This is a genomic window from Herbaspirillum sp. Her2, assembly GCF_057961375.1.
In genome coordinates this window covers 1,844,219-1,870,409 of sequence record NZ_CM176331.1, presented here as the reverse complement: position 1 = coordinate 1,870,409, position 26,191 = coordinate 1,844,219, and the positions used below count along the sequence as shown (strand labels likewise).

The window sequence follows — 26,191 nt, the reverse complement described above, 5'->3', positions numbered from 1 at the left end:
CTGGCTACAAATTACCGACGCAGGTCATCAGAAGATGTTGTTTGTCGGTTGATGTCGCGATGATGGCTCTTTCTTTATCAAATTCATTAGCACTCCCAGAGATTGATTCTGCGCGTTCATAAGTGGCATAAGTCACATTGTCTGACTGCGTGCAGTTTGTAAGCGTTAAGCTCTTATCCTTTATCTTTACCTGCTGACATGGTGAGAATGTCTGAGTCGACGACGTGGTTTCGCTTGCGTTTGCCTGGGTGGCAGCAAGGGTGATCAGGATCGCTTGCACGGTATTACGGAGTGTCATTCATTCTTCTCCAAATTGATGTTAATGGCCAAGCCATGGCTGCGCTTGCATTGGCCTGATGAGCAGCAAGGGCGATGAGAATTGCGTAGGTGGTGTTGCGGAGCTGACCTGCTTCGGAATTACTAATCAATTACTTTTATTCCGAATGTTTTCCGGGGAATGATGGACAAGCTTCAGTGGCTATCTTTACGTTATCCGTCATGCTCAGCACTTTTCCCGAATTTTGGTCTACTACATAGTCATCTACTATCACCGTTCTATGATCCGCGCTGAATGCGGCACTAAATGGACCACGTGTGATCGTGTAGTGATTAATGATTTTTCTGCTATCAAGGTTAATGATGTAAACCTTGCTTACTGACGGTACACCTGATTGACTTAGGCCAAGATCGACTCCCCAGACGACGGCCCGAGTTCTTGTGCAGTTGATGGACCATCCATTGACGTGGATGTCGAGATGAAATCTAACCGTCCGCCTTCCCTGTTTGAACGAAAACAAATTCTTCCCGCTGCTGAACGAACTGCGAGATTCGGAATTCGCGGCGTTAGCCGTGCCAGAAACAGGAAGCACTGAAAATAGTATTGAGAAAATCAAAATCTTATTTTTCATCACTTAATACCCGGTAGAAAATCAATGTTTCGGTCAATCGTCTCGGAGCTAGTGGTCGTTCATGAGGATTAACTAACCGAGTTACAGCGGAAGAGGCTTCTGCTGTCGCCCCACCATCTGCTGCTTTCAGGATATTAGTCTTTGCGCAGTAGAAGCCAGCCGTATCCACAGCGTTATATGGGACATCACTCACAATTTGAGGATTGCTAATCACCGGCCCTTTTCCTCCACTATTGGTCCAGTCTGCAACATAAGATTTACGATCAAGCCAACCACGAAATACCCAATACTCTGAATAGTTATAGCGCCCAGTTAATTGCTTCATGCCCCGTCCGCGGAACTTGATGCCGTCGCCCGTATCCTTGTTGCCCAAGTCAGTACGTCCCTCGTAGTAACCTTTCTGGCCACGTTCGGCAAAAAACATTAGTTGCTTCCGATTATCTGGTGTGATCTGAAGATATCCGGCTTCTTCGCTCTGTATCGAGATATGGTTTTCCTTTATCGCCCTGCTGGCGGTAATAGCCACCTCGCGTGTGACCATGAAGAAATAGCTCTCTTGAGCGGTTTGGCCGAAAAAATGGGCCATTCTGACGGGCGTATTGAGAAGATATTTCCGAAAGACGAGATTGAGACTGAGGCGGAATCTTTCTTTGACGCTTTCCCCGGACAGACCTACATCTCTATAGAGGCTCTCATTGTCCGCATAAATTCGCTTCATTTCCCCAATGCTTAGCCAGCCGCATTTCCTGAAGTGTTCAATGAATTTCCTAGGATGAAAGTGCCAATGTGCGGCGTCGATACCGTCGAGCACAGCATGTTCCCAGAATGCCAATGCCTCCACATGACGCTGAAAAGTAGGGAAGTCGGCGAGTGACAGGTAAGTACTTTTCGTCAGGCTTGGCGTTTTGCTACTCTCGGTGCTCGGTCCTTCCTTGGTCAGCCAATTCCACCGCTGCGCGACGCCCGCTCGTTGCCATTCGATCGGAAATTTACACACCATCCCTCGCATGAGCCGTTGGACCTCTATGTCTTTCATGCGGCGTTCCGCCTCGGCCCGGGTCGTGATCATGTCACCGTCTTCGTCCAGCATTTTGCGAAGCGCGTCAAGATCGCAACGGCTGTTCTGGTCTTCATAGTCCTTCAGTAGTTGCCAGCCCGCCCACTGGGGCGCATCGGCATCGCTGTACTTGAAAACGCCAGTGGCGTTCAGATTCACCCATCCTTTTGCATCCGCTGTGGAGATCTGCCGCCAGTGTGGCGTGTCACTTGGCATCAGGGGATCCGGTCCCAAGATCCGTCCGAATCGCAGCAACTCGTAGACTGCGCTGTGTGACGGTACTTGGCTGGCTCGTGCGGCTCTGTACGCCTGAACGATTTTTCCAGCCTGGCGGTAAAGTTCGTATTCAGCTTCATTTTCCTTCAGCACTGCGCCTACTCGGGTGCCATCCGTGCGATAGGTACTGACATGACCATGTCCACCTCCAAAACGAAGTCCCACGAGTAGGACTTCGGTCAATACAGTTCCACCGACGCCAGTTTTTTCATTCAGAGGAGGTCGCTGTGAGTAGAGCAGGGTATTGGCTGGTAACCTGAAGTAAATTTCACCAAAGACCGCATCGGCACGACCGTTTGTCGTGATGTTGAGGTCACCCGTATTTCGGCCGAGCAGTCTGTTAAGGTTGTCGTCGTCGCAGATGATCTCAAAGTGGATGATGTTGGCGTGCCCCTCAAATGAGCCAGCACTGCCCAACTCGGCCTTGCGATAAATTGTTTGGCCAGCCTTGATGCCGCGTATCGTCTGCAGATGCATGTAGATGGAGTAGAACCGTACTGGCGTTTCTGCATCGTTCTGGGCTCCGATCGTGGAATCGTGACGAATGATGATGCAGCCGTCATCTGTCCATCCCATATAGCCGAGTACATGCTTTTCATCTTCAGTAGCGGTGGCAGGGCGCGCTGTTGGTTGTCGAACGTAAGCGACGATGCCATCGGCAATGGCCCGAACAGGTTCTCGACCGTTGTTACGAGCTGGAGCTTCCAAATGCAAGCCTCCGTGCCACGAGAGTTTATGGCTGACCGGGAAATTCCCATGTTCCGGGCTACGCATGGCCCTCTCCAGATAGGCATCATCGGCTTGATCAAGATGAGGAGGAAGAAAAGGCGGGCTGATGAGCATATTGAATCCTTACCGCGAGAACGAGAATTTCCGCGAACCTTTTGCATCCACGGTGCTTTTCGGTAAAGGAGACAGGCTTGCCGCTGCACTTGCCCCACCAGGAAAAGCATGCGCTCCCCCCTTCACCGAAAACGTCCCCGGACAAGCAAACGTAATATTCCCACCCTCCAGCGTCACCGAAGCCTGCCCCGCCTGCAGCACGATCTTCTGGCGCGCCTTGATCTCGATGCCTTCATTGACGCTGACGACACTCACATCCTTGTCAGCCAGGATCTCCAGCGCATCGGTATGCGCCTGCAAGGAAACCGGGCCATTGCCGGCGAAGGCCTGGATGCCGCCGTCGTGCGCAAACAGCGTGGCTGCCTTGCCGGCCGCGAGGCTGGCGGTATCGGCGGCGGTCCAGTGGATATCCCCCTGTGAGGTCCAGTGAAGGTTTTCGCCAGCGTAGAGCACGGTGGATGCCGCACTGGCCCAGTTGACGTTGCTTGGTGACTCCATCAGTACCGCGGCTTTGCTGAACTTTTCGACCGGTTGCGCGCTGTCGCTCTCGCGGGAACCCGCCTGGCTCTTGAATGCGTCCTGACCATTGACGCTGGCCGGATGCTTGCCCTGATCCTGCGGGTCGATGACAGAGATGAAATCGGTCTTGGCCTGCAAGGCGTCCGCACTGTGCAGCGCCTGCTGCTGTGTGGCCGCCTCGCCCATGGTCTGCGCAAGTTGCTGCGCCCCCTTCAACTGCGCCACAGCTTCGTGGGCATCCATCTGCGTGCTGGTGACGCTGGCACCTGCAACCGGACGCGCCGTCGAGGAAATCAGCAAGCCCTCCGCACCGCGCACTACGCCCCAAGCGTCCGTGCGCAGTTCAAAGCCCTGGCCGCGATAGTTGCCACGCTGGGCTCCGGTATCTGCCTGATCGATCAGATGGCCGAGATTGAGCTGGGATTTGCCCTGGCTCGAGGCCAGACGCATGCGCAATTGCGACTGCGTGTCGTCCACCACCCATTGATTGAAACCGCTGCCATCATGCGCCGTGCTGTGCCAGCCTGAAATCGTGCCGGCATGGTTGGCGTCAGACTCGGCTCCTGCCGGGAAGGGCGGCACATCATTGCCGTTGTAAAGTTGTGCGACCACGACGGGACGATCAATGTCACCCTCGATGAAATCGATCAGCACTTCGCTGCCGATGCGCGGCGTGAACTGGCTGCCCCAGTTGGGGCCGGACTGCGCTTCTGCCACGCGCACCCAGGTGCCGGAGGCGTCGTTGCCGGGAGCATTGCCGTCCTTGTCATCGAGATTGCCGGTCTCGCGCAAGCCGCCCGGATTGGGCGACTTCCCGCGCTGCCAGTGGAACTGGACCCTGACGCGGTGATTGCGGTCGGTGGTAACGGCCGCATCCGGCAGGCCGGTCACCAGCGCAGTCTGAGTGCCACGCGCCGTTGGCTTGAGGCGCTCCGTGATTGCAGCAGGAACGATGGGGACTACCTCACGCACGGCCACGAAGCTGTTGCGGTAGGTCCCTGCCTTCAGGTCGTCCTCGGATACGCTGGCCGAAGAGGGCGTCTTGCCGAACAAGTTTCCCAGCGAGGAGGGGGCGATCTGATCGAGGATCTGGGCAATGTTGCTGTCGAAGTTGTTGCGGGCGCTGTGGCTGACCGAGAGCAGCTTGAAGCGGTTCTCGCCTTCGGGATAGCGCTCATGCTGGCTCAGCGTGAATTGCGTTCCTGCACTGAGCTGGCGTGCCGCACCTGCGCCCTCAAAGCGCTTGTTCTGCATTTCCAAGGCCTGCAGCATCAACTGCGCATGGGTCGCGGCCGCCTCCTGGTCTGCAAAGTCCTGCTGGCCGGTGCCGTCGTAGACCGCCAAGGCAGGGACTTCACCGGCATCCAGGCTGGAGTTCTCTTCGGCCGACGGTGAAGAAATCTTCTCGGGATGCCAACTGGCCAGCGCCACTGCGTTGGAACGCACGCTGCGCACGGCGCTGAAGTCGGTGATGGCGTCGCTGGCCTCGGTGGCAGCGATACGGTGAAAGCGGATGCGCGTATCGCCGTCGGGCAGATCAGGTGCCTTGGCCTCGCGGTCGAAGATGACCAGCTTGTGTCGCGCCTGTTGCTGGCCGGAGGCCTGGCCTTGCTCACCCTCCTGTTGATGCTCGAAGCGGAAGTTCAGGCCCTCGCTGGCCAGGATGCGGCGCAGGAAAGCGAAATCACTCTCGCGGTATTGGGTGCAGATGTCGCGCTTGGTGAGCGTCTGGGTGACATCCAGAGCGAAATTGGCTTGCGGGTATTCCTTCAGGACGGCGCTGGCGATGTCGGTAACGTTCATGTCCTGAAACAGGAAGCTGTCGCGGCGGCGGTCGAGGAAGGCGAGGAAGGATTCCAGCCGTAGCCTGTAGCGCGCCAGTCCCCCATCAGCACCCAGCCATGAAGCCTGCGTGCAGTAGCCATGCCAGGCGCGTCGGCTGCCGTCAGCCTGCAGCAGACGCAGGGTCAGCTCGGTGCCGATGAATTGCTTGAGATCGAGATCGGTGGAAACCGAAAGGGCATCGATGTCGAACTGGAAGTTGTCATTGACGCTCTCCTGGCCGTGGAAGCACTCCACGACCAGGGATTCAGACAGACCGGCTTCTTGCGCGCTGTCCAGCCTGATCAGGCGCGCGTGTTGCGACAGGCCGGGGCCGAAGAGCGAAGAGGGGAAGCCAGAAAGGAGTGTGGAAGGAAAGCGCGGTGCAACGGGCGCGCTGTGCTGCCTGCCGGGCGGTGCTGCATCTTGGGTCACGGGATAGCCTCATCTTGATGGTCCGCCATTCGCGCTGTACTGCGAATGAACGTGTGTTGGTCTTCAACACCACGCTGGCATCAAGTTGTCCCCGTGCTACCCCCGTATCGACTGCTGCATGGCAGCGGCGCTCAGCATTAAGCCCGCTCATTTTTGTGCCGTGCATTTTGCCAATCCTGGCCTTCACCCTCCATCGAAAAAGTTCGTTAATTCATGACTGAAATATGGGCAAGAAAAATAAAGCTTCATGCCGCAGCATGGCGACATGAAGCTTCAACCAGATTTGCTCTTTACTGGAACGTGCTGGCCATCTTCGCCGGTAGCGGCACATTGAGCCATCTCTGCACGATGGCATTGAGTTCGCCGCTCTTCTTGGCCGCCGTCAGCACCTCGTTGACCTTGCCCAACAAGGCCGTCTCGCCCTTGTTCAAGCCGACGTTGCAGGCCGATTCCTGGATGATGTACTTGAGCACCGGCTTGTTGTTGGGTGCCTTCTCCGCCAGGGCGTAGGCCACGAAGTCACCCGTGCCCACCAGCTGTACCTGGCCCGAGACATAGGCCGAGATCATGGCGTTGTTGTCCTCGTAGCGTTTGATGGTGGCGCTCTTGGGCGCCGTGTCGGTCAGTTGCAAATCCTGGAAGGTACCGCGTGCCACGCCCACGGTCTTGCCGGCCAGGTCCGCAGGGCCGCTCACCGCCACACTGGCCACACCGAACACGCTGTTGTTGTAGGGTGCATAGGGCTGGGAAAAATCGATCACCTTCTCACGCTCGGCATTCTTGCCCAGGGTGGAGATCACCAGGTCGGCCTTGTGGGTCTGCAGGTAGGCGATGCGATTGGCGCTGGCCGCCGGAACCAGTTGCACCTTGACGCCCATTTTCTGGGCGATCAGCTTGGCCACATCGATGTCCAGCCCCTGCAATTGCAGGTCCGTATTGACGGAACCGAAAGGCGCAAAGTCCTGCGGTACGCCGATGCGCACCACGCCGGCCTTCTGGATGTCGGCCAGTGCATCGGCCTGTGCCGGCGCGTTGGCCAGCACGCCCAGACTGAGTGCAATCGAAAGGGCCAGCAGGCGGTGTTTGGATGTCATTTTCTTGGTCTCCTCGTATGAATATCAGCGCGCCGATGATACCCCGTATTGGAGGGCGGTTCAGCCGGGCAGCGGCAAGACACAATCCTCGGCCGCCAGGTAGATGCGCTGCCCCGGCAAGGCATCGACACGATAGCCGCCCGTGAACGCGCCAAACGCCGGGAGCATGGCCCAGCGCCCATCCACCACGAAGCAGGGCAGCCGCAAGCTGTCGCCCGCCGAGGACAGGCGATACACCGGATGCACATGGCCGACAATGGCAAAGGCACCCTCCACCGTCTGCGGATGATGGCAAAAGGCCAGCGGGCCGACCCGCCAGGGTTCATCGACCAGCTCCATGCCCAGTGCTTCAGGCGGATCCCCCGCATGATGGTCGTGATTGCCGCGCACCAGCGTGAGCGTCAGTCCCGCGTTGCGGCCACGCCATTGCGCCAGCGCCGCGAGCGTTCCTGCAGCACGGCCCGCGCGAGCATGCAGGAAATCCCCAAGGAACACGATGTGACGCACCGCATGCTGCTGAACCAGCGCATCAATGGCCTCCAGGTTGGCGCGGGTCGTGCCGTGCGGGACGGGAATGCCGCCCGCCCGAAACGCCGCCGCCTTGCCGAAATGCACATCGGCCAGGATCAGCATGCCGCGCTCGCGCCACAGCAGGGCGCGTTCCGGCAACATGGTCAGGATGGCGCCATCGGCGTCGAAGCTGGGGTATTGCATCATGCGGCAGTCCGGGGCTTGGCCTTGCGCCGTGCGGCGGGCTGGGGTTGTTCACGAGAGGCGGTCTTGTCGGCGGCACCTTCCAGCTCGCGCAGCATGCGTGCGACGCGGTCCGCCAGTTTCTCGGTCGAGAGTTTCTCGCGGAAGCGTTCCACCATCAGCGGCAGCGCAAACGGGGTAGGGCGCTCCAGTTGCACCAGCGTCATGGCGCGCGCCCTCAGCTCGGCGAGGGTGCTGCGCAGGCGCTCCAGTTCCAGCTCCTGTTCCAGTACCTCGCGCTGGGCCTGGGTGAGCAGCAGATTGCCGGCATCATGCTTGCGGAAGACCTCGAAGAACAGCGCCGACGACGCCTGCAACTGGCGCGCGCTCTTGTGCTGGCCCGGATAGCCTTGGCTGACCAGTCCGGCAATGCGGGCGATCTCGCGGAAGCGCCGTTGCGACAATTCCGTCGCGTTCAGGCTGGCGAGCACGTCCTCCAGCAAATGCTCTTCGCTGAAAAGGTCCTGCGCCTGTTGCGGGGCCAGACGGGCCATCTCCACCTGGTCCGCCGCCAGCAATTCGAAACCATAGTCGTTCACGGCAATGGAAAAGGTGGCTGCGCGCGTGCTGGCCAGTCGCCAGGCCAGCAGCGAGGCCAGCCCCATGTGGACCAGACGCCCGGCAAAGGGATAGAAGAACAGGTGATGCCCTTCGCGGCTTTTGAGGGCTTCCACCACCAGCCGCTTACCCGTCGGCAGCGCCGACCAGGCATGCTGCAAGGCCAGCAGCGGCTGCACGGCCTGCATCTCGGGGCCGTCGAAGTGCTGTTGCTCGGCTTGTTGCAAACGATCCAGGACGGCATGCGCCAGTGTCGAGGACAAGGGCATGCGCCCGCCTTGCCAGCGAGGGACCGCGCCACTGCCGGCGGTGCTGCGACGGACCCAGGCCGTCATCTCATGCACCCGGACAAATTCCAGCACCCGCCCCCCGAAGAGAAAACGGTCACCCGGACGCAGGCGCGCGATGAAACCTTCTTCGATGGTGCCGATGCGTCCGCCCTTCATGTACTGCACATGCAGGCTGGCATCGGCCACGATGGTGCCGATGTTCATGCGATGCCGGCGCGCGATGGCGGGCACATCCACACGGTAGACGCCATCCTCGCCCTGGCACACCCGGTGATATTCGGGATAGGCGGTCAGGCTCTGGCCCCCGCGCACCACGAAATCCAGCGCCCACTGCCACTGGTCCTCACGCAGATCGCGATAGGACCACGCATGCCGTACTTCCTCTAGCAGCGCATCGGCCTGGAAGCCGCCGCCCAGCGCGATGGTGACCAGATGCTGCACCAGCACGTCCAATGGCGTTTCCGGTACCGGACGCTGTTCCACACGACCCGCTGCGATCGCATCCTGGGCCGCGATGGCTTCCACCAGTTCCAGGCTGTTGGTCGGCACCAGCGTGGCGCGCGAACTGCGACCCGGGGAGTGGCCGGAACGTCCGGCACGTTGCAGCAAGCGGGCCACGCCACGCGGACTGCCGATCTGCAATACCCGCTCTACCGGCGTGAAATCCACGCCCAGGTCCAGGCTGGAGGTGCAGACCACGGCCTTGAGCCGGCCATCGCGCAGGCCGTGTTCGACCCAGTCCCGCACTTCGCGGTCCAGCGAGCCATGGTGCAAGGCGATGATGCCAGCCCAGTCAGGCCGGGCGTCCAACAAATTCTGGTACCAAAGTTCAGCCTGGGACCGGGTATTGGTGAAGACCAGCGTACTGCCACTGGCCTCGATCTCCTGCACCACGGCCGGCAGCATCTGCATGCCCAGGTGGCCGGCCCAGGCGAAGCGTGCCGGTTGCGGCGGCAGAAGGGTGTCGATGACGATGCGCTTGCGCTGTTCGCCGCGTACCAGTACGCCTTGTTCGGCAGCTGCCGGACCCAGCAGGGCTTGCAGTGATTGCTCAAGATTGCCGAGCGTCGCCGACAGCCCCCAGACCACCATTCCGGGCCGCCAGCGCCGCAGTCGCGCCAGCGCCAATTGCACCTGCACGCCGCGCTTGTTGCCCATCAGCTCATGCCATTCATCGACGATGACGGCATCGAGCCTGGCAAAGCGCTGCCGGGCATCGGCTTGCGAAAGCAGCAGGGACAGGCTTTCAGGGGTGGTCACCAGCGCCTGCGGCAGGGATTTCATCTGGCGCGCACGTTCGCCGGAGGCGGTATCGCCGGTCCGCATGCCCGCCTGCCAGTGCGGCAGCAGATCGGCCAGCGGCGCTTGCAGGGCGCGCAGGGTGTCGGCCGCCAGGGCGCGCATCGGTGTAATCCACAAGACCCGCAAGCCAGGAGCGTTGGCGGGCAGGTCAGGCTGGCCGAGCCTCGGCTCGGCATGGAGCAGGGCTCCGAACCAGACGGCATAGGTCTTGCCGGACCCCGTGCCCGAATGCAGCAAGCCGCTTTGGCCGCTGGCAGCGGCCTGCCAGACGGCGCGCTGGAAATCGAAGACTTCCCAGCCGCGCTGGCTGAACCATTGTTCTGCGCGTTTCAGTGCGGGCGCACGGGAGTTAGTCGTCTTGCGTGGCACGATGCAGTTCTTTCTGTTTTTCTTCAGGCGGCAGGCTGGCCGACGGCCCCAGCAGCGCCCGCAGGCTGGCCAGGGTATCGGCCTGCTCGATGGTCTTGTCCAGACGCTGGCGCAGGATGCGCGGGAAGCGCACGGCGATGCCTGCCTTGTGGCGCGAGGACAGCGCAATTCCCTCGAAGCCGATCTCGAACACCATGCTCGGCTTGACGCTGCGGACGGGGCCGAATTTCTCGATGGTCGTCTTGCGGATGGCCTGGTCCACCACGGCAATTTCGGCATCGGTGAGGCCGGAATACGCTTTGGCGAAGGGCACGAGCTTGCGTTCGCCCTGGTCATCCGGTGCATCCCAGACCGCGAAGGTGTAATCGGTGTAGAGCGAGGCGCGTCGGCCATGGCCGGCCTGGGCGTAGATCAGCACGGCATCGATGGAATAGGGATCGACCTTCCACTTCCACCAGGTGCCGACATTGCGCGTGCGGCCGATGCCGTAGCGGGCTTCCCGTTGCTTGAGCATCATGCCTTCCACGCCGCGTTCGCGCGAGGTGCTGCGCAATCGCGCCAGCGCCTCCCAGTCGCCCGAGGCGATTTGCGGTGCCAGCATCAGCGCCGGGCTTGCATGGGCCTGCACCAGCGTTTCAAGCCGGCTGCGGCGTTCGTGCTGCGGCAGGCTGCGCAGGTCTTGCCCATCCTGCTCCAGCAGGTCGTAGGCAATCAGACCCGCCGGCAGGTCCGCCAGCAGGCGGGCAGTGAGGTTCTTGCGGCCGATGCGTTTTTGCAGATCGGCGAAGGGGGCCACACGCTCGGCCTGGGGGCCGGAATCGGGCAGGCGGATCACGATCTCGCCATCGATCACGGTGCCGTCCGGGAGGGCCAAAGCGGCCAGTTCGGGGAAGCGATCCGTGATCAATTCTTCACCGCGCGACCACAGCCAGTTGCTTCCCTGACGCCGCACCAGCTGGGCGCGGATGCCGTCGTATTTCCATTCGACTTGCCAGTCCGAGAGCGGACCCAGGGTGTCCGGTGTCTCCAACAGGGGATGCGCCAAAAAGAAAGGATAGGGCTGGCCGCCCTGCAACTGCGCATCCTGGCCGTCCGCCGGCGCGATGAGCGCGGCGAAACGGCGGGCGTCCGGACGGGCGCGGCCATCGGTCCAACCAACCATGCGTTGCGCCACCAGTTTGGGATCGAGTTGCGCGACGCTGGCCAGTGCACGCGTGACCAGCAGCCGCGACACGCCCACGCGGAAACCACCGCCGATCAGTTTGGCGAGCAGGAAGCGTCCCTGCCAGTCCAGTTCATCCCAGGCAGCAAACAAGGCGGTGCGGATCACGGCAGGATCGGCCCCGCGCAAGGGCGCGATGCGCTCTTCCATCCAGCGCGCCAGGCCCAGGTCGCTTGACCCCTTGGGCGGCGGCAGGACGTGGGCGATGGTCTCGGCCAGGTCGCCGACGCTGTGATAGCACTCCTCGAACAGCCATTCATCGATCTGCGCGAATTCCATGGCGCATTGCTTGAGCAAGCCCGTCGGGACGGCCTGGCGCGGCTTGCCGCCTGCCAGGAAATACACCGCCCAGGCTGCATCGGCGGCATCGGCGCGGCCGAAGTAATCCTGCAGGGCCGCCAGCTTGCGGGTAGTGGAGGTGGTGGCGTCCAGTTCGGCATACAGCCGTGAAAATTCACGCATGGCCGCCTTCCTGCGCCGTCACGGCGGCGGCGGGGCTGGGGTTCTCGTCAGTTTCTTTATCTCCGTATTCAGTCGCGAAGGCCCCGGCATCCAGACCGTTCTGACGCAGCCAGCGCACCATGGTCGCGACCTGGCCGTGGGTGACGATGACGCGTTCAGCACCGGTGGCGTGGATGGCTTCGTGCAGGGCCGGCCAGTCCGCATGGTCGGAGAGGATGAACCCGCGATCCACGCCACGCCGGCGGCGCGTGCCGCGCAAGCGCATCCAGCCGCTGGCGAAGGCATCGCTGTAGTCGCCGAAGCGGCGTATCCAGGGCGACCCGGCCGCCGATGGCGGGGCAATCACCAGACTGCCCGCGTAGGCGGCCGCCTTGCCGCGCTTGCTGGCTTCCGCTTCGCCGACCGTCAGGGTCTCCGGCAGGGCGATCCCGGCCTCGCGATAGAGGCGATTGAGCGGCTCTACCGCGCCATGGCACACGATGGGGCCGATGCTGGCATCGATGCCGTGCAGGATGCGCTGCGCCTTGCCGAAGGAATAGCAGAACAAGACGCTGGCACGCCCTTCGGCGGCATTGCTGCGCCACCATTGGTTGATTTCCTCGAAAATTTCCCGCTGTGGTTGCCAGCGGTAGATCGGCATGCCGAATGTGGATTCGGTAATGAAGGCGTCGCAGTGTACCGGCTCGAAGGGGGCGCAGGTGCCATCCGCTTCCAGCTTGTAGTCACCGGAGGCTACCCAGATGCGGCCTTCATGTTCCATGCGCAGTTGCGCCGAGCCCAGCACGTGGCCGGCCGGGTGCAACGACAGGCGCACGCCATTGTGGGTGATGGTTTCGCCATAGGGCAGGGGCTGCAGGTTGATCTCTGCGCCCAGCCGCGCACGCAGGATGCCGGCCCCCGGCGCAGCTGCCAGATAGTGGCCATGCCCCACGCGCGCGTGGTCTGCGTGGGCATGCGTAATCACCGCGCGCGCCACCGGTCGCCAGGGATCGATGTAGAAATCGCCGGGCACGCAATACAGGCCCTCCTTGCGTACCACGACCATGTCTTCCTTGCCTGCCATTGCTGATGTGTCCTCGCTCTGCCTTGTCGAAATCGTGCGGCTCCGTTGTGCCGTGTCCGGCGGGCTTTGTCCATGCCTGCCGCGTCCTTGTCCCGGCTTTGCCGCGAGTTATATGAAAATTCAGGCAAATTTGCCGCTACTTGTCACGCTCGGTCAGCTTAACGGCAAGCCGGTCCGGAAGCTGTCAGTGCCTGTCTTGCCTTTCTGTCAGCGTGAAGGTCGCGAGCACGCATGAAACTTGATTTCAGTTTGCAATGATGCAACGCACAACGGCTATTATTTGGGTATGCTTGTCGTCAATTCCAATTGGCTTTGCGCCAAGCATCGAACTCAAAAGAATCACACCAATCCTCATGTCTCATTACGTCGATCCCAAGGTTTTCCGTGAACTGCAAGACTCCGAAGTCTTGCCTGCGCCTTCCGGCGTGCGTCTGAAGATCATGCAGATGTGCCAGCAGGAAGACATCGCGCTGCCGGATCTGGTGGCGCAGGTGCAGGGCGACCCGGTGCTGGCTGGCCGCCTGATCCAGATTGCCAACATCCCCAACATCAACAAGGGGCGCATGGTTGCAGCCGTCAATGTCGAGCTGTTGCTGATGGTGGGGCTGCACGCGGTACGCCAGATGGCGCTGGCGATTTCGCTGACGGAATCGGCACGGCGCGGCGATTGCAAGGAATTCGATTACGACCTGTTCTGGAGCCGTTCCACGGCCATGGCCTGCGCCGGCCAGGCGTTGGGCGACCTGCTGCAGGTGGCTCCCCCGGCAGAAATGTTCACCATCGGCCTGCTGGCCGATATCGGCCGCCTGGGTCTGGCCTCGGCCCGTCCCAAGCGGTATGGCGAACTGCTGGCTAGCGGCGTGCAGGGCAGCCAGTTGCGCCAGGAAGAAAAGGCGCTGTTCGGATTCAATCACCTGGAGCTGGCCGCCGCGATGATGCAGGATTGGCATTTCCCCAAGCTCTTCTGTGAAACGGTGCTGTATCACCATGACGCCGACAATACCGGCATGGACGAGGAAGACCGCCAGCAGCGTCTGATTCGCTTGCTGGAACTGGCGGCCTGCGTGGCGGACGTCTGCGTGGCCAGCGATGCCGCACGGCCAGCTTTGCTGCCGCGCCTGCTGGCGCTGGGTGAGCGCTTCGAGCTGCCGCTCTCCAGCCTGGAGTACCTGTGCGGCCGCGTTTCATGGGACTGGAGTGACTGGGGAGCCTTGCTCAAGGTGCCGACCCGGGTGCTGCGCGAGATCGGGACCGAGCTGGCTGCCGCCGCGGAAAAGCCGGAGTGACGGATCTGCAAGAATCGTCAGATTTAGTCATGAAAAATCGAAGTTTTTTGTTGCTGATTTGTCAGTCGCCGATGGTACTATCCCCCTCGCTCTGGAAGTGAAGCGCCTCTGTTGACCGTCAGGATCGCTGCAGGAACCGCCTGCAGCCGACATTCCCCGTCATCATCAGACCCTGCCAAAACTTCGCTTCCAGCCGCATGCAAGGCTCGATGAACCCAGCCAGATTGATGTTCCTTCCGTAAAAGCCACGGCATTTACCGCAGCCACCAACGAGGACATATTCATCAATAGGGCCTTGCCTGCGCCTCTCCTGTCCGGAATGCCTGGCAAATTCCTTTGCTAATGTGTCCCGGCATGGCAGCGGCGCGATTTCCCTTCGGTTCGCTCCGACCACTTTGCTGTACCCGTCGCCTGCGGCGTGCTCCGTCACGTCCGTGGCAGGCACGGGTGTGTCAGCGTGGCCACGCGAATGCCGTACCGATCAAAACAAAGTACACAAAGTACAAGAAAGTGGGGTCTTTCATGAAAAACAACACCATCCGTCTGTCCTGCCTGACCGCACTGCTGCTGGCAGCCAGCCATCCCGCCTTCGCGGCCCATCCGCTGAACACCGACGATGCGGGCGTGCAGGGGGCCGGCGGCATCCAGCTCGAAATGAATACCGACTGGAGCAAGCAGAGTGGCGATGCCGGCCACGTCGGGGCATTTACGTTCACCTATGGTGTCACCGACAAGCTCGACCTGTTCTTCAACCTGCCACAGACCTTTCAGTCGCCTAACGGTACGGGGGTGGGCGATGTCTCCGCAGGAGCCAAATGGCGCTATTACGAGGCGGACGGCCTGGCCCTGGCGCTCAAGCCGGAATTGTTCATGCCCAGCGGCGAGGAAAGCAAGGGGCTGGGGAGCGGCCGCAACGGCATGGGCCTGACTGGCATCGCTTCCTACGAGACCGGCCCCTGGACCCTGCACGGCAACCTGGGCCTGCGCTACAGCCCGTACAAGCTGGAGACTGACCAGGAAACGAAGCGCAAGACCATCTGGCGCGCCTCGGTGGCGGTCTGGTATGGGCTGAACGAACAATGGCGTCTGGTGGCCGATACCGGCGTGGCACAGAATCAGGACGCGTCCAGCCGGAAATTGCCCTCGTATGCCCTGGTGGGGGCCATCTGGTCGCCCAACAAGACGGTGGACATTGATGCCGGCGCCAAATTCGGCCTGAACAAGGCCGAGGTGACGCGCCAGTTCGGTGTCGGGGTGACCTTGCACTTCTGATGAGGTAGTGAGCAGGCAGCGCACAGATCTTCATCTCTGTGCGCTGCAACATGCAATGCGCTGGAAAGCCGCGCCAAATCTGCTATCGTTGACCTTGGCGCTAGGCCACGACTAAGGAGACGACATATGGATCTGGTGGAAAAATTCGATGCCAAGGGCAAGACCGGCGCACCTTACCACGTAGAGGTGTATCAGACGCAACAGGACGAGGCCGATGAAGCGGCCCGGGCCTTCAGCCGCAGCTACAAGCTGGCCGATGGTCGCGCGCTGGATCCCCTGACCAACGAGAAATTCAGGATCGTCCAGACCGGGGAGAAAATCTACCGCGTCTGAGTCCACCCTGGACCCGCAAGCCGATCAAGCCGGCACCGCAAGGTGGCCGGCTTTTTCATGTCTGCAGCCACTGGCCGCAGCCTCGCCTCAGAACGCATCCCCCGGCACCCGCACCCACCCCTCCATCAACACCCGCGCGCTGCGGCTCATGATGGCCTTGGTGACGACCCACTGGCCGTCTTCCAGCTTCGCTTCCGCACCGACACGCAAGGTCCCGGACGGATGGCCGAAGCGTACGCTGGTGCGTTCACCGCCGCCGGCCGCCAGGTTCACGAGCGTTCCGGGAATGGCGGCTGCCGTGCCGATGGCCACGGCAGCCGTGCCCATCATGGCGTGGTGCAGCTTGCCCATGGACATGGCACGCACCAGCACGTCGGTATCCTGTACCGTGACGGTCTTGCCGCTCGAAGAGACATATTCCTTGGGCGGCGCAACAAACGCGACCTTGGGCGTGTGCTGCCGGGTCGCGGCTTCTTCCACCTTGCTGATCAATCCCATGCGGATCGCTCCATGGGCGCGGATGGTCTCGAAGCGGGCCAGCGCGGCGGGATCGCTGTTGATGGCGTCCTGCAGTTCGGTGCCGGTATAGCCGATCTCGTCGGCATTGAGGAAGATGGTCGGGATGCCCGCATTGATCATGGTGGCCTGGAAGCTGCCGACGCCGGGCACTTCCAGCGTATCGACCACGTTCCCGGTGGGGAACATGGCACCGCCGGCGCCTTCTTCCTCGGCCGCCGGATCCATGAATTCCAGCTGGACTTCAGCGGCGGGGAAGGTCACGCCATCCAGTTCGAAGTCGCCGGTTTCCTGCACCTGTCCGCCGCGAATGGGCACATGAGCCACGATGGTCTTGCCGATGTTGGCCTGCCAGATGGTGATGACGGCCACGCCGTCCTGCGGCACTTTGGACGGGTCCACCAGCCCGGCGGAAATCGCGAAGGGGCCGACGGCTGCGGACAGGTTGCCACAATTGCCGCTCCAGTCCACGAAATCCTTGTCGATGGAGACCTGGCCGAACAGGTAGTCGACATCATGGCCCGGCCGCTCGCTGCGTGAAATGATCACTGTCTTGCTGGTGCTGGAAGTCGCACCGCCCATGCCATCGATCTGCTTGCCATAGGGATCGGGACTGCCGATCACGCGCTGCAGCAGCTTGTCGCGCGCAGGGCCCGGGACGCGGGCGGCTTCGGGCAGGTCATCCAGCTTGAAGAAGACGCCTTTGCTGGTGCCGCCCCGCAGGTAGGTGGCGGCAATGCGGATCTGGGGGACTTGGCTCATGCTTGTTCCTTGGCGTTCTGGCCGGCGTTGGCGGAGGCTTCCAGGAAATCCTGGGCGAAGCGCTGCAGCACGCCGCCGGCTTCGTAGATCGACACTTCTTCGGCGGTATCGAGGCGGCAGGTCACCGGCACTTCCACACGCTCGCCATTCTTGCGGTGGATCACCAGCGTCAGGTCGGCGCGCGGACGGCGCTGGCCGATGACGTCATAGGTTTCGGTACCGTCGATGGCGTAGGTATTGCGGTTTTCGCCGGCCTTGAATTCCAGCGGCAGCACGCCCATGCCGATCAGGTTGGTACGGTGGATGCGTTCGAAGCCTTCGGCCACGATGGCTTCCACACCCGCCAGGCGCACGCCCTTGGCGGCCCAGTCGCGCGAGGAACCCTGGCCGTAATCAGCCCCGGCAATGATGATCAGCGGCTGCTTGCGTTCCATGTAGGTTTCGATGGTTTCCCACATGCGCATGACTTTGCCTTCCGGTTCCAGGCGCGCCAGTGAACCTTGTTGCACGCTGCCATCGGCCTTCCTGACCATTTCGTTGAACAGCTTGGGATTGGCAAAGGTGGCGCGCTGCGCGGTCAGGTGGTCGCCGCGATGGGTGGCGTAGGAATTGAAGTCTTCTTCCGGCAAGCCCATCTTGGCCAGGTATTCGCCGGCCGCGCTGTCGAGCAGGATGGCGTTGGAGGGCGAGAGGTGGTCGGTGGTGATGTTGTCGCCCAGCACGGCCAGCGGACGCATGCCCGAGAGCGTGCGCTCACCGGCCAGCGCACCTTCCCAGTAGGGCGGACGGCGGATGTAGGTGCTTTGGGGACGCCAGTCGTACAGCGGGCTGACCGATTGGCTGCGGTCCACGCGGGCGGAGAACATCGGGGTGTAGACATTGCGGAATTGCTGGGGCTTGACTGCGGTAGCCACCACGGCATCGATTTCCTCGTCGCTGGGCCAGATGTCCTTGAGACGGATTTCCTTCCCTTCGGCGGTCACGCCCAGCACGTCCTGTTCGATATCGAAACGGATGGTGCCGGCAATGGCATAGGCCACCACCAGCGGCGGCGAGGCCAGGAAAGCCTGCTTGGCATACGGGTGGATGCGGCCATCGAAGTTGCGGTTGCCGGACAGTACGGCAGTGCTGTAGAGGTCGCGGTCGATGATTTCCTGCTGGATCTTCGGATCGAGCGCGCCTGACATGCCGTTGCAGGTGGTGCAGGCGAAGGCGACGATACCGAAGCCCAGCTTTTCCAGGTCAGCGGTCAGGCCGGCTTCTTCCAGATACAGTTCCACCGCCTTGGAGCCGGGGGCCAGCGAGCTCTTGACCCACGGCTTGCGGGTCAGGCCCAGGCGATTGGCATTGCGCGCCAGCAGGGCGGCTGCGATCACGTTGCGCGGGTTGCTGGTGTTGGTGCAGCTGGTGATGGCGGCGATGATGACGGCGCCATCGGGCATCTTGCCTGGCTCGTTCTCCACCTTGCCGGCGATGCCTTGGGCGGCCAGTTCGGAGACCGGCAGGCGCTTGTGCGGATTGCTGGGACCGGCCAGGGTGCGGACCACGGTGGAGAGGTCGAAGCGCAGCACGCGCTCGTATTCAGCCTTGCTGAGGCTATCGGACCACAGGCCGGCCTCCTTGGCATAGGTTTCTACCAGCTTGACCTGTTCATCTTCGCGACCGGTCAGCTTCAGGTAGTCGATGGTCTGCTGATCGATGGAGAACATGGCGGCCGTCGCGCCATATTCCGGAGCCATGTTGGAGATGGTGGCGCGGTCCCCCAGTGTCAGGCTGGCCGCACCATCGCCATAGAACTCCAGATAGGCGCCCACCACCTTCTGCTTGCGCAGGAATTCGGTCAGCGAAAGCACGATGTCGGTGGCCGTGATGCCGGGCTGGCGGCGGCCGGTCAGTTCCACGCCGATGATGTCGGGCAGGCGCATCCAGGAGGCGCGGCCGAGCATGACGTTTTCCGCTTCGAGGCCACCCACGCCGATGGCGATCACGCCCAGCGCGTCCACTAGCGGGGTATGGCTGTCGGTGCCGACCAGGGTGTCGGGGAAGGCCACGCCATCCTTGGCGTGGATCACCGGCGACATCTTCTCAAGATTGATCTGGTGCATGATGCCGTTGCCGGGCGGGATTACGTCCACGTTCTCGAAGGCCAGCTTGGTCCAGTCGATGAAGTGGAAGCGGTCTTCATTGCGGCGGTCTTCGATGGCACGATTCTTTTCGAAAGCCTGCGGATCGTCGCCGCCACATTCCACCGCCAGCGAGTGGTCCACGATCAGTTGCACCGGTACCACCGGGTTGACCTTGGCCGGGTCGCCGCCCATGTCGGCAATTGCGTCGCGCAAGCCGGCCAGATCCACCAGCGCGGTCTGGCCCAGGATGTCGTGGCACACCACGCGCGCCGGGAACCATGGGAAGTCCAGTTCACGCTTGCGTTCGATCAGCTGGCGCAGCGAATCCGTCAGGGTCGCCGGATCACAGCGGCGCACCAGGTTTTCTGCCAGCACACGGGAAGTGTAGGGCAGGGTTTCCCATGCGCCAGGATGGATCGCTTCCACGGCGGCGCGGGCATCGAAATAATCCAGTCGGGTGCCGGGCAGTTGCTTGCGGTATTGGGTATTCATGGCGGTTGGCTCGTGTCTCGTTGATGGAATGGTTGTTGTGTGGAGGAATGCGTTCAGGCCTGATCGCGCTGCTGCCCGGTACTGCCGGGCCCGGTCTGGGCGATCTGGTGTTCGATGTTGCGGCGGGAGGCCCCGATGTGACGTCGCATCAGCAGGTCGGCCAGTTCGCCGTCGCCATCGGCCAGGGCATCGAGGATGCGGTGGTGTTCGGCAAAGGCCTGGCGTGGCCGGTTGGGAGCGGCCGAATACTGGATGCGATACATGCGCGCCAGCTGGTACAACTCGCCGCAGAGAATGCGCGTGAGGATCTGGTTGCCGCTGGCCTGGATGATCTTGTAATGGAAGTCGTAGTCGCCTTCTTGCTGGTAGTAGCCACGTCCAGCCTGGAAGGCTTCATCCTTCTCGTGGGTTTCCAGCACCCGGCGCAGTTCGTCCAGCTCGGCGCGGCTCATGCGCTGCGCCGCCAGGCGGCAAGCCATGCCTTCCAGCGATTCGCGGATCTGGAACAGTTCCACCAGGCCCTCGAGGGTCAGTGACACCACGCGCGCACCCACGTGGGGCACGCGCACCAGCAGGTTCTGTCCTTCCAGACGGTGGATGGCTTCGCGCAGCGGGCCGCGGCTGATGCCGTAGGTGCGGGCCAGTTCCGGTTCGGAAATCTTGCTGCCGGGCGCGATCTCGCCCTGCACGATGGCGCTCTGGATTTTGCGAAAAACGTGTTCGGAGAGGGTTTCTCCGTCACGTTCGGCACCAGGCAGTGCAATCAGCTCGCTCATGGGTTTTTCGCCGTGTCGACAATATTTTCAAAATGGTGCCTTTAATCATAGCACTTTGCCCTAAAAATGGAAGAAGTGTCGACACCGAAACAATTTCGGCACTACCCAGTAAAAAAATAGCATGAGGCAATTTTCGTTACAGGTGAGAAAATTCAGCCGCCCGCTGGGAATATATGAAAAAGTAGCTCAAAATTTTTCTATTTATTTCCTCATATACGGGAATCGTTCGCCCAAAGTGAGAATTTAACCTTATATTGCCGCCATGGACTCACCACAAACCTCTACCATCGTTGACCGCGTTCTCCACGTACTCGCCGGCGTGGCCCGTGCCGGCAAGCCCGTCAGTGCCAAGCAGATTGCTGCGATGGTGCAACAACCGGTCAGTACCGTTTATCGCCACCTGGCATCCCTCAAGAAATGGGGACTGTTGCAGGAACACATGAATTCCGGCACCTTCGAGCCGGGGCCGACCGGGGTACAGCTGGCGTGGGGGTTCGACCAGAACTCCAACCTCATCAGCCAGAGCCGCGAGGAAATCATTTCGCTGGTCCAGCGCAGCGGGGAGAGCGTGGGCCTGCTGGTGCCGATCAACGGCCAGATGGTGTGCATCGCCATGGAAGAAAGCGACCAGCCACTGCGCTGCTCCTTCACCAAGGGCCGGGCACATCCCTTGCTTAAGGGAGCATCGGCCAAGAGCCTGCTGGCCTTCATGCCACGCAAGCTGCAACAAAAACTGGTGGCCGACCAGCTGGGCGACAAGCCCGAGGAAGCCGCCGCGCTGGAAGCACAGCTCGATGAGATTCGCCGTCGCGGCTATTCCATCAGCGAGAGTGAAGTGGACCTGGGCGTGTGGGGCGTCTCGGTACCCATCATGACTTCCAATGGCCGCCTGGAAGGCACCATCACCCTGATGGCGCCGGCCCTGCGCGTGGGTAACCGCGAACAGGAGCTGGTCCGCATGACGGTGGAGTCCGCCCAGCGCATATGTAATCGTTTTTAAGCCAGTCAGGCTGCGCCGTCCGGAGAGACGGTGCTGGCTGGACGCGGGAGGGCCCCATCCGGGCCCAGGGATGAATAATCCATTACGCCGGTACCCCGGCGTCCAGTCCATGTCGTCGTTTCTACCGAGGAACTCATGATGAAGCTTTCCCGCCTGCTGTGCGCCGTCTCGGCCAGCCTGTTTCTGCTGGTGGCGGCCGCGCCTGCCGCCCGTGCCGCCGACAACGTGATCCGTGTCGGTACCGATGCCACCTTCCCGCCGATGGAATTCGTCAAGGATGGCAAACGTACCGGTTTCGATATCGAATTGATGGAAGCCCTGGCCAAAACCATGGGCAAGAAGATCCAGTGGATCGACATCGACTTCAAGGGCCTGATTCCCGGCCTCATTTCCAACCGCTTCGACATCGCTGCCTCGGCCATCTACATGACCGACGAGCGCCGCAAGGTGGTTACCTTCAGCGATCCCTACTATCGGGGTGGGCTGGCCGTGCTGGTGCGGCGTGACGACAACAGCATCAAGGTGCCGGAAGACCTGAACAAGGGAAAGCGCGTCTCGGTCCAGGTCGGCACCAAATCGGTGAGCTATCTGCGTGACAACTTCCCCGGCGTGGAACGCGTGGAAGTGGAAAAGAACCAGGCCATGTTCGACCTGCTGGCCACCGGCCGCGTCAATGCGGTGGTGACCGGCCGTCCGGCCGCCGTCGAATATGCCCGCACCCAGCCGCTGGTACGTGTGCTGGACAAGGGATTGACCACCGAACTGTATGGTTTTGCCCTGCGCAAGAACGATACCGCGCTGGTCGAGCATCTCAACAAGGCCCTGCAGACCTTGCGCATGAACGGCACCTACGATGCGCTGACCGAAAAGTGGTTTGCCAGGAAGGACTGAGATCCTGCGCACCTGGCCTGGCGTTGTCGCCGGGCTCCTCCATTCCTCTCTGCATGGCCGACCCGGTCCGCCAGCCGTGACCGGGCAAGCGACTCCTTTTGCCGGAGCACTTCATGAAACTGGATTTTTCGGGCGTCTGGGACAGTTGGCCCTCGCTCCTCCACGGCACCATGGTGACCGTGGAAATCACCGCCGCCTCGCTGGTGCTGGGGTGCGTGCTGGGCCTGCTGACCGGCCTGGGGCGGCTCAATCCGCAGCGCCGGCTGTTGTATGGTCTGTGTACTTTCTATCTCACGCTGGTACGCGGCACGCCCTTGCTGGTGCAACTGTTCCTGTGGTTCTTCGGATTGCCGCATGTGGGCGTGATTCTGCCGGCGTATGTGTGCGGCATCCTCGGGCTCGGCATCTACAGCGCTGCCTATATTTCGGAAATCGTGCGTGGCTCGATCCAGTCCATCGAACGCGGCCAGATGGAAGCGGCACGCTCGCTGGGCTTGCCTTATCGGATGGCGATGCGCCGCGTGATCCTGCCGCAGGCCTTCGTGCGCATGATTCCGCCGCTGGGCAATGAATTCATCGCGCTGATCAAGAACTCGGCACTGGTGTCGCTGCTGACCATTGCCGACCTGATGCATGAGGGCGAGAAGATCATCAGCATTACTTACCGCTCGCTGGAAACCTATCTGGTCATTGCCCTGATCTATCTTGTGCTGACCAGCGTGACCACGCTGGCGCTGCGCCGGATCGAGAAGGTCCTGCGCTCCGAAGGGAGGGTGTGATGGAACACAGCGTGGTCGATATCAAAGGCTTGCGCAAATCCTTCGGCAGCCATCTCGTGCTCAAGGACATCGATTTTTCGGTCTCGCCGAGTCAGGTGGTCGTCATCATCGGCCCCAGCGGCAGTGGCAAGAGCACCTTGCTGCGCTGCCTGAACGGGCTGGAGACCGCCGAGGGCGGCACCGTGGTGGTCGGCGGCCATACGGTGGTCGAGGGCGGGCGCATGATGCCTGAAGCCATGCTCGATGCGCTGCGCGCCGAGGTGGGCATGGTATTCCAGTCCTTCAACCTGTTCCCGCACCTGAACGTGCTGGACAACATCACCCTGGCACCGACCTGCCTGCGCGGCGTGCCGCGCAAGGCGGCGCAGGAGCAGGGGCTGCGGCTGCTCAGGAAGGTCGGGCTGGAACACAAGGCGAAGGAATATCCCGGCACCTTGTCCGGCGGCCAGAAGCAGCGCGTGGCCATTGCCCGTGCGCTGGCCATGGAACCGAAGGTGATGCTCTTCGACGAGCCCACCTCGGCGCTGGATCCGGAGTTGGTCGGTGAAGTACTGCAGGTGATGCAGGACCTGGCCAGCGACGGCATGACCATGCTCATCGTCACGCACGAGATGGGATTTGCGCGCGAGGTGGCCGATGTGGTGGTGGTGATGGATCACGGCAGCATCGTCGAGTCCGGTCCGCCCTCCGAGATATTTACTTCACCGCGCGAGGCACGTACCCGCAGTTTCTTGCAAACCATGCTGGCCCGCGAGGTGGGTCATGCCGGGTAAAGCCCATGCGGTGGCGGGTTCCGGAGTGCCGCAGCACGGCGCGATAGCGTTCGTCGGCGAGCTGGCCAGCGTGGCGGCCGTCCCTTGGAAGAACGAGGGCGGGCAGACCCGTGAACTGTGCGTGGAGCCGCCGGAGGCCGACTTCGCCAGTTTTATCTGGCGGGCCAGCGTGGCCGACGTCGGTAGCGATGCAGATTTTTCCACCTTCGAGGGTATCGATCGCACCATCGTCCTGCTTGAAGGCGGCGGTTTCACGCTGCACAGCGAGGGACGGCAGGTCCACGATCTGGCGCACTGCTTTGCGCCGTACGACTTCCCCGGTGAGCAATCGATCCAGGTGCGGATGCATGGTGCGCCCACGCTGGACTTCAACCTGATGGTGCGGCGTGAAGTCGCCGAGGGCAGGGTAGTGATGCTGGACGAGCGCAATTCGCGTTGCCTGCCCATCCACAGCGCTTTGTTGTACGTGGCAAGAGGCGCCGCCTGCCTTTCCGATGAAGACGGTCTGCAACAGGCCTTGCGCGCCGGCCAGTTCGCGCGGCTGCAACCAGGGCACAGAGCGCGCATGCCCGATCTGCTGTGTGCGCCGGGGGCGGTGGTGCTGCTGGTCTGCATCGTCCCCAAGCCAAAGGAAGGCCAGCACATGTAAGCGTTGAAGCGCCGAGGCCGTTCTGATTCCACCCGCTGCAAGCGGCACAACGGTGTCCGGCATCCACTACAAAACCGCCAGTATAAAAGGTGAGCATATGGCATCGCTTGGCGAACAAACACAGCAACACCTGCATGCACATCCACAGCCGCATGCGCACGCGCTCCCTCGCCAATCGGCGCGTGCCCTGTTTTGCCCGCTGGCCTTGCTGCCGGATGGCTGGCAGCATGACGTCCTGCTGCGCTGGGATGACTCCGGACGATTGATCGAGATCAGCGCCCGCAGCGCGCCTGGCACAGCAGCGCAGGCGTCCGGGCCGGTGATTGCAGGCATGCCCAATCTGCATTCGCATGCCTTCCAGCGCGCCATGGCCGGCCTGACTGAGGTCATGGGCAGTCCTTCGGATTCCTTCTGGAGCTGGCGCAAGCTGATGTATCGGTTTGCCCAGCGACTGCAGCCGGAGCATCTGCACGCCATTGCCTGCCATCTCTATATCGAGATGCTCAAAGCGGGCTATACCTCCGTCTGCGAATTCCATTATCTGCACCATGCCCCGGGCGGCAGCCCCTACGCCGACCGCGCCGAACTGGCGCTGCGGCTGATGCAGGCGGCGTCCGAGGCGGGCATTGGCATGACCCTGCTGCCGGTGCTGTACCAGTACGGCGGCTTCGGAGGCCAGCCGGGTTCGCAGGAGCAGGCGCGCTTCATCGCGACGCCTGACGACCTGCTGGCCCTGCGCGAGCGCCTGCTGCACGCCTTGCCGGAGAACCCGATGCGCCGCTATGGCGCAGCCCCGCATTCGCTGCGGGCGGTATCGCCGCAAGGCCTGGAAGAACTGGTCAGCGGCCTGCGCCAGCAGTCGGGAGGACGCGACGCTCCCGTTCACATCCACGTCGCCGAGCAGTGGCGCGAGATTCAGGATTGCCTGGCCTGGTGCGGCCAGCGTCCGGTGCAATTGCTGCTGTCGCTGCAGGAGGTGGATGCGCGCTGGTGCCTGATTCACGCCACCCACATGGATCAAGGGGAATACCTGGATCTGGCCGCCAGTGGTGCGATCGTGGGACTGTGCCCGACGACCGAGGCCAATCTGGGCGACGGCATCATTGATGCCGGGCAGCTTTTGCAGTCCCGGACTCCCTGGGGCCTGGGCTCGGACAGCAATATCGCCATCAACCCGCGTTCCGAATTGCGGCTGTTGGAGTATGGACAACGCTTGCATCATCGCCGGCGCAACGTGCTGGCCTCCGAAGCGTCACCGGCCACGGCCGACCGCCTGTTTGCCCAGGCCGTGGCAGGCGGTGCGGCTGCCAGCGGCCGCGCGGTCGCCGGACTGGCTGTGGGGCAGCAGGCGGATTTCGTGGTCCTCGACGGGGACGACGTCAACCTGGCCGATCGCAGCCCCGGGCAATTGCTCTCGGCACTGGTGTTTTGCGAGCATGATGGCCAGCCCATCCAGGATGTCTACGTGGGTGGCCGCCAGGTCGTGACCGCCGGGCAGCACCCCTTGCAGGATGATGCGCGCCGCGCCTATCGCCGCGCGATTGCCGAATTGTTGAAGGATTGA

Annotated in this window: 20 protein-coding genes; 9 read left to right on the top strand and 11 right to left on the bottom strand. The window is 61.9% G+C overall.

The features are described from left to right. Positions 1-4: 4 nt before the first annotated feature. The 8 genes from ACWHXP_RS08480 to ACWHXP_RS08445 all read right to left on the bottom strand — a co-directional run bounded on the left by ACWHXP_RS08480 (position 5) and on the right by ACWHXP_RS08445 (position 12,972). Positions 5-298, bottom strand: coding sequence for a hypothetical protein (locus ACWHXP_RS08480; protein WP_489634020.1), 294 nt, complete (start codon positions 296-298; stop codon positions 5-7). A gap of 599 nt (positions 299-897) precedes the next feature. Further along, a complete protein-coding gene (locus ACWHXP_RS08475; protein WP_489634021.1) occupies positions 898-3,084 on the bottom strand; it encodes a M23 family metallopeptidase in 2,187 nt (728 codons plus the stop codon). Positions 3,085-3,093: 9 nt separating this feature from the next. Further along, on the bottom strand, positions 3,094-5,859 hold the full coding sequence (locus ACWHXP_RS08470; RefSeq protein WP_489634022.1) for a type VI secretion system Vgr family protein: 2,766 nt from the start codon (positions 5,857-5,859) through the stop codon (positions 3,094-3,096). 290 nt (positions 5,860-6,149) lie between these two features. Next, positions 6,150-6,953 carry a transporter substrate-binding domain-containing protein gene (locus ACWHXP_RS08465; protein WP_489634023.1) on the bottom strand — a complete coding sequence of 268 codons (804 nt, stop codon included), beginning with the start codon at positions 6,951-6,953 and terminating at the stop codon, positions 6,150-6,152. A 60-nt stretch (positions 6,954-7,013) separates the two neighbouring features. Further along, positions 7,014-7,670: a ligase-associated DNA damage response endonuclease PdeM gene (gene pdeM, locus ACWHXP_RS08460; RefSeq protein ID WP_489634024.1), complete on the bottom strand. Its 657-nt coding sequence runs from the start codon at positions 7,668-7,670 to the stop codon at positions 7,014-7,016. Continuing rightward, positions 7,667-10,225, bottom strand: a complete 2,559-nt coding sequence (locus ACWHXP_RS08455; RefSeq protein ID WP_489634025.1) for a ligase-associated DNA damage response DEXH box helicase — start codon at positions 10,223-10,225, stop codon at positions 7,667-7,669. Before ACWHXP_RS08455 ends, pdeM begins: the two co-directional genes overlap by 4 nt. Continuing rightward, positions 10,206-11,909 (bottom strand): ATP-dependent DNA ligase, encoded by a 1,704-nt coding sequence (locus ACWHXP_RS08450; protein ID WP_489634026.1) that lies wholly within the window; start codon positions 11,907-11,909, stop codon positions 10,206-10,208. The genes ACWHXP_RS08455 and ACWHXP_RS08450 overlap by 20 nt, the downstream gene beginning before the upstream one ends. Beyond that, a complete protein-coding gene (locus ACWHXP_RS08445; protein WP_489634027.1) occupies positions 11,902-12,972 on the bottom strand; it encodes a ligase-associated DNA damage response exonuclease in 1,071 nt (356 codons plus the stop codon). Before ACWHXP_RS08445 ends, ACWHXP_RS08450 begins: the two co-directional genes overlap by 8 nt. Before the next feature lie 353 nt (positions 12,973-13,325). Between ACWHXP_RS08445 and ACWHXP_RS08440 the strand changes: the two genes are divergently transcribed. From ACWHXP_RS08440 to ACWHXP_RS08430, 3 genes are all read left to right on the top strand, one after another. After that, entirely contained in the window at positions 13,326-14,258 is a 933-nt protein-coding gene (locus ACWHXP_RS08440) for an HDOD domain-containing protein (protein WP_121040171.1), read from the top strand. Between the two features lie 522 nt (positions 14,259-14,780). Then, positions 14,781-15,530: a transporter gene (locus ACWHXP_RS08435; RefSeq protein WP_051156555.1), complete on the top strand. Its 750-nt coding sequence runs from the start codon at positions 14,781-14,783 to the stop codon at positions 15,528-15,530. A gap of 126 nt (positions 15,531-15,656) precedes the next feature. Next, positions 15,657-15,863: a hypothetical protein gene (locus tag ACWHXP_RS08430; RefSeq protein ID WP_039788137.1), complete on the top strand. Its 207-nt coding sequence runs from the start codon at positions 15,657-15,659 to the stop codon at positions 15,861-15,863. A gap of 87 nt (positions 15,864-15,950) precedes the next feature. On the opposite strand, the gene prpF is transcribed toward ACWHXP_RS08430, so the two are convergent. Genes prpF through ACWHXP_RS08415 form a run of 3 tightly spaced genes read right to left on the bottom strand, consistent with a single transcriptional unit; the run spans position 15,951 to position 20,535 of the window. Next, the gene (gene prpF, locus ACWHXP_RS08425; protein WP_209568978.1) at positions 15,951-17,141 is read right to left on the bottom strand and encodes a 2-methylaconitate cis-trans isomerase PrpF; all 1,191 of its coding nucleotides are present in this window, start codon (positions 17,139-17,141) and stop codon (positions 15,951-15,953) included. Then, positions 17,138-19,759 (bottom strand): Fe/S-dependent 2-methylisocitrate dehydratase AcnD, encoded by a 2,622-nt coding sequence (gene acnD / locus ACWHXP_RS08420; protein ID WP_489634028.1) that lies wholly within the window; start codon positions 19,757-19,759, stop codon positions 17,138-17,140. The genes prpF and acnD overlap by 4 nt, the downstream gene beginning before the upstream one ends. Positions 19,760-19,812: 53 nt before the next feature. Continuing rightward, a complete protein-coding gene (locus ACWHXP_RS08415) occupies positions 19,813-20,535 on the bottom strand; it encodes a GntR family transcriptional regulator (RefSeq protein WP_134222347.1) in 723 nt (240 codons plus the stop codon). 262 nt (positions 20,536-20,797) lie between these two features. Between ACWHXP_RS08415 and ACWHXP_RS08410 the strand changes: the two genes are divergently transcribed. From ACWHXP_RS08410 to ACWHXP_RS08385, 6 genes are all read left to right on the top strand, one after another. Further along, on the top strand, positions 20,798-21,535 hold the full coding sequence (locus ACWHXP_RS08410; protein WP_034332582.1) for an IclR family transcriptional regulator: 738 nt from the start codon (positions 20,798-20,800) through the stop codon (positions 21,533-21,535). A 138-nt stretch (positions 21,536-21,673) separates the two neighbouring features. Continuing rightward, positions 21,674-22,426: a glutamine ABC transporter substrate-binding protein gene (locus ACWHXP_RS08405; RefSeq protein WP_134136515.1), complete on the top strand. Its 753-nt coding sequence runs from the start codon at positions 21,674-21,676 to the stop codon at positions 22,424-22,426. Between the two features lie 113 nt (positions 22,427-22,539). Continuing rightward, the gene (locus ACWHXP_RS08400) at positions 22,540-23,205 is read left to right on the top strand and encodes an amino acid ABC transporter permease (RefSeq protein ID WP_039788129.1); all 666 of its coding nucleotides are present in this window, start codon (positions 22,540-22,542) and stop codon (positions 23,203-23,205) included. Then, a complete protein-coding gene (locus ACWHXP_RS08395) occupies positions 23,205-23,978 on the top strand; it encodes an amino acid ABC transporter ATP-binding protein (RefSeq protein WP_039788127.1) in 774 nt (257 codons plus the stop codon). Before ACWHXP_RS08400 ends, ACWHXP_RS08395 begins: the two co-directional genes overlap by 1 nt. Then, positions 23,968-24,627 (top strand): HutD/Ves family protein, encoded by a 660-nt coding sequence (locus ACWHXP_RS08390; protein ID WP_489634029.1) that lies wholly within the window; start codon positions 23,968-23,970, stop codon positions 24,625-24,627. Before ACWHXP_RS08395 ends, ACWHXP_RS08390 begins: the two co-directional genes overlap by 11 nt. Before the next feature lie 97 nt (positions 24,628-24,724). Then, positions 24,725-26,191 (top strand): formimidoylglutamate deiminase, encoded by a 1,467-nt coding sequence (locus ACWHXP_RS08385; RefSeq protein ID WP_489634030.1) that lies wholly within the window; start codon positions 24,725-24,727, stop codon positions 26,189-26,191.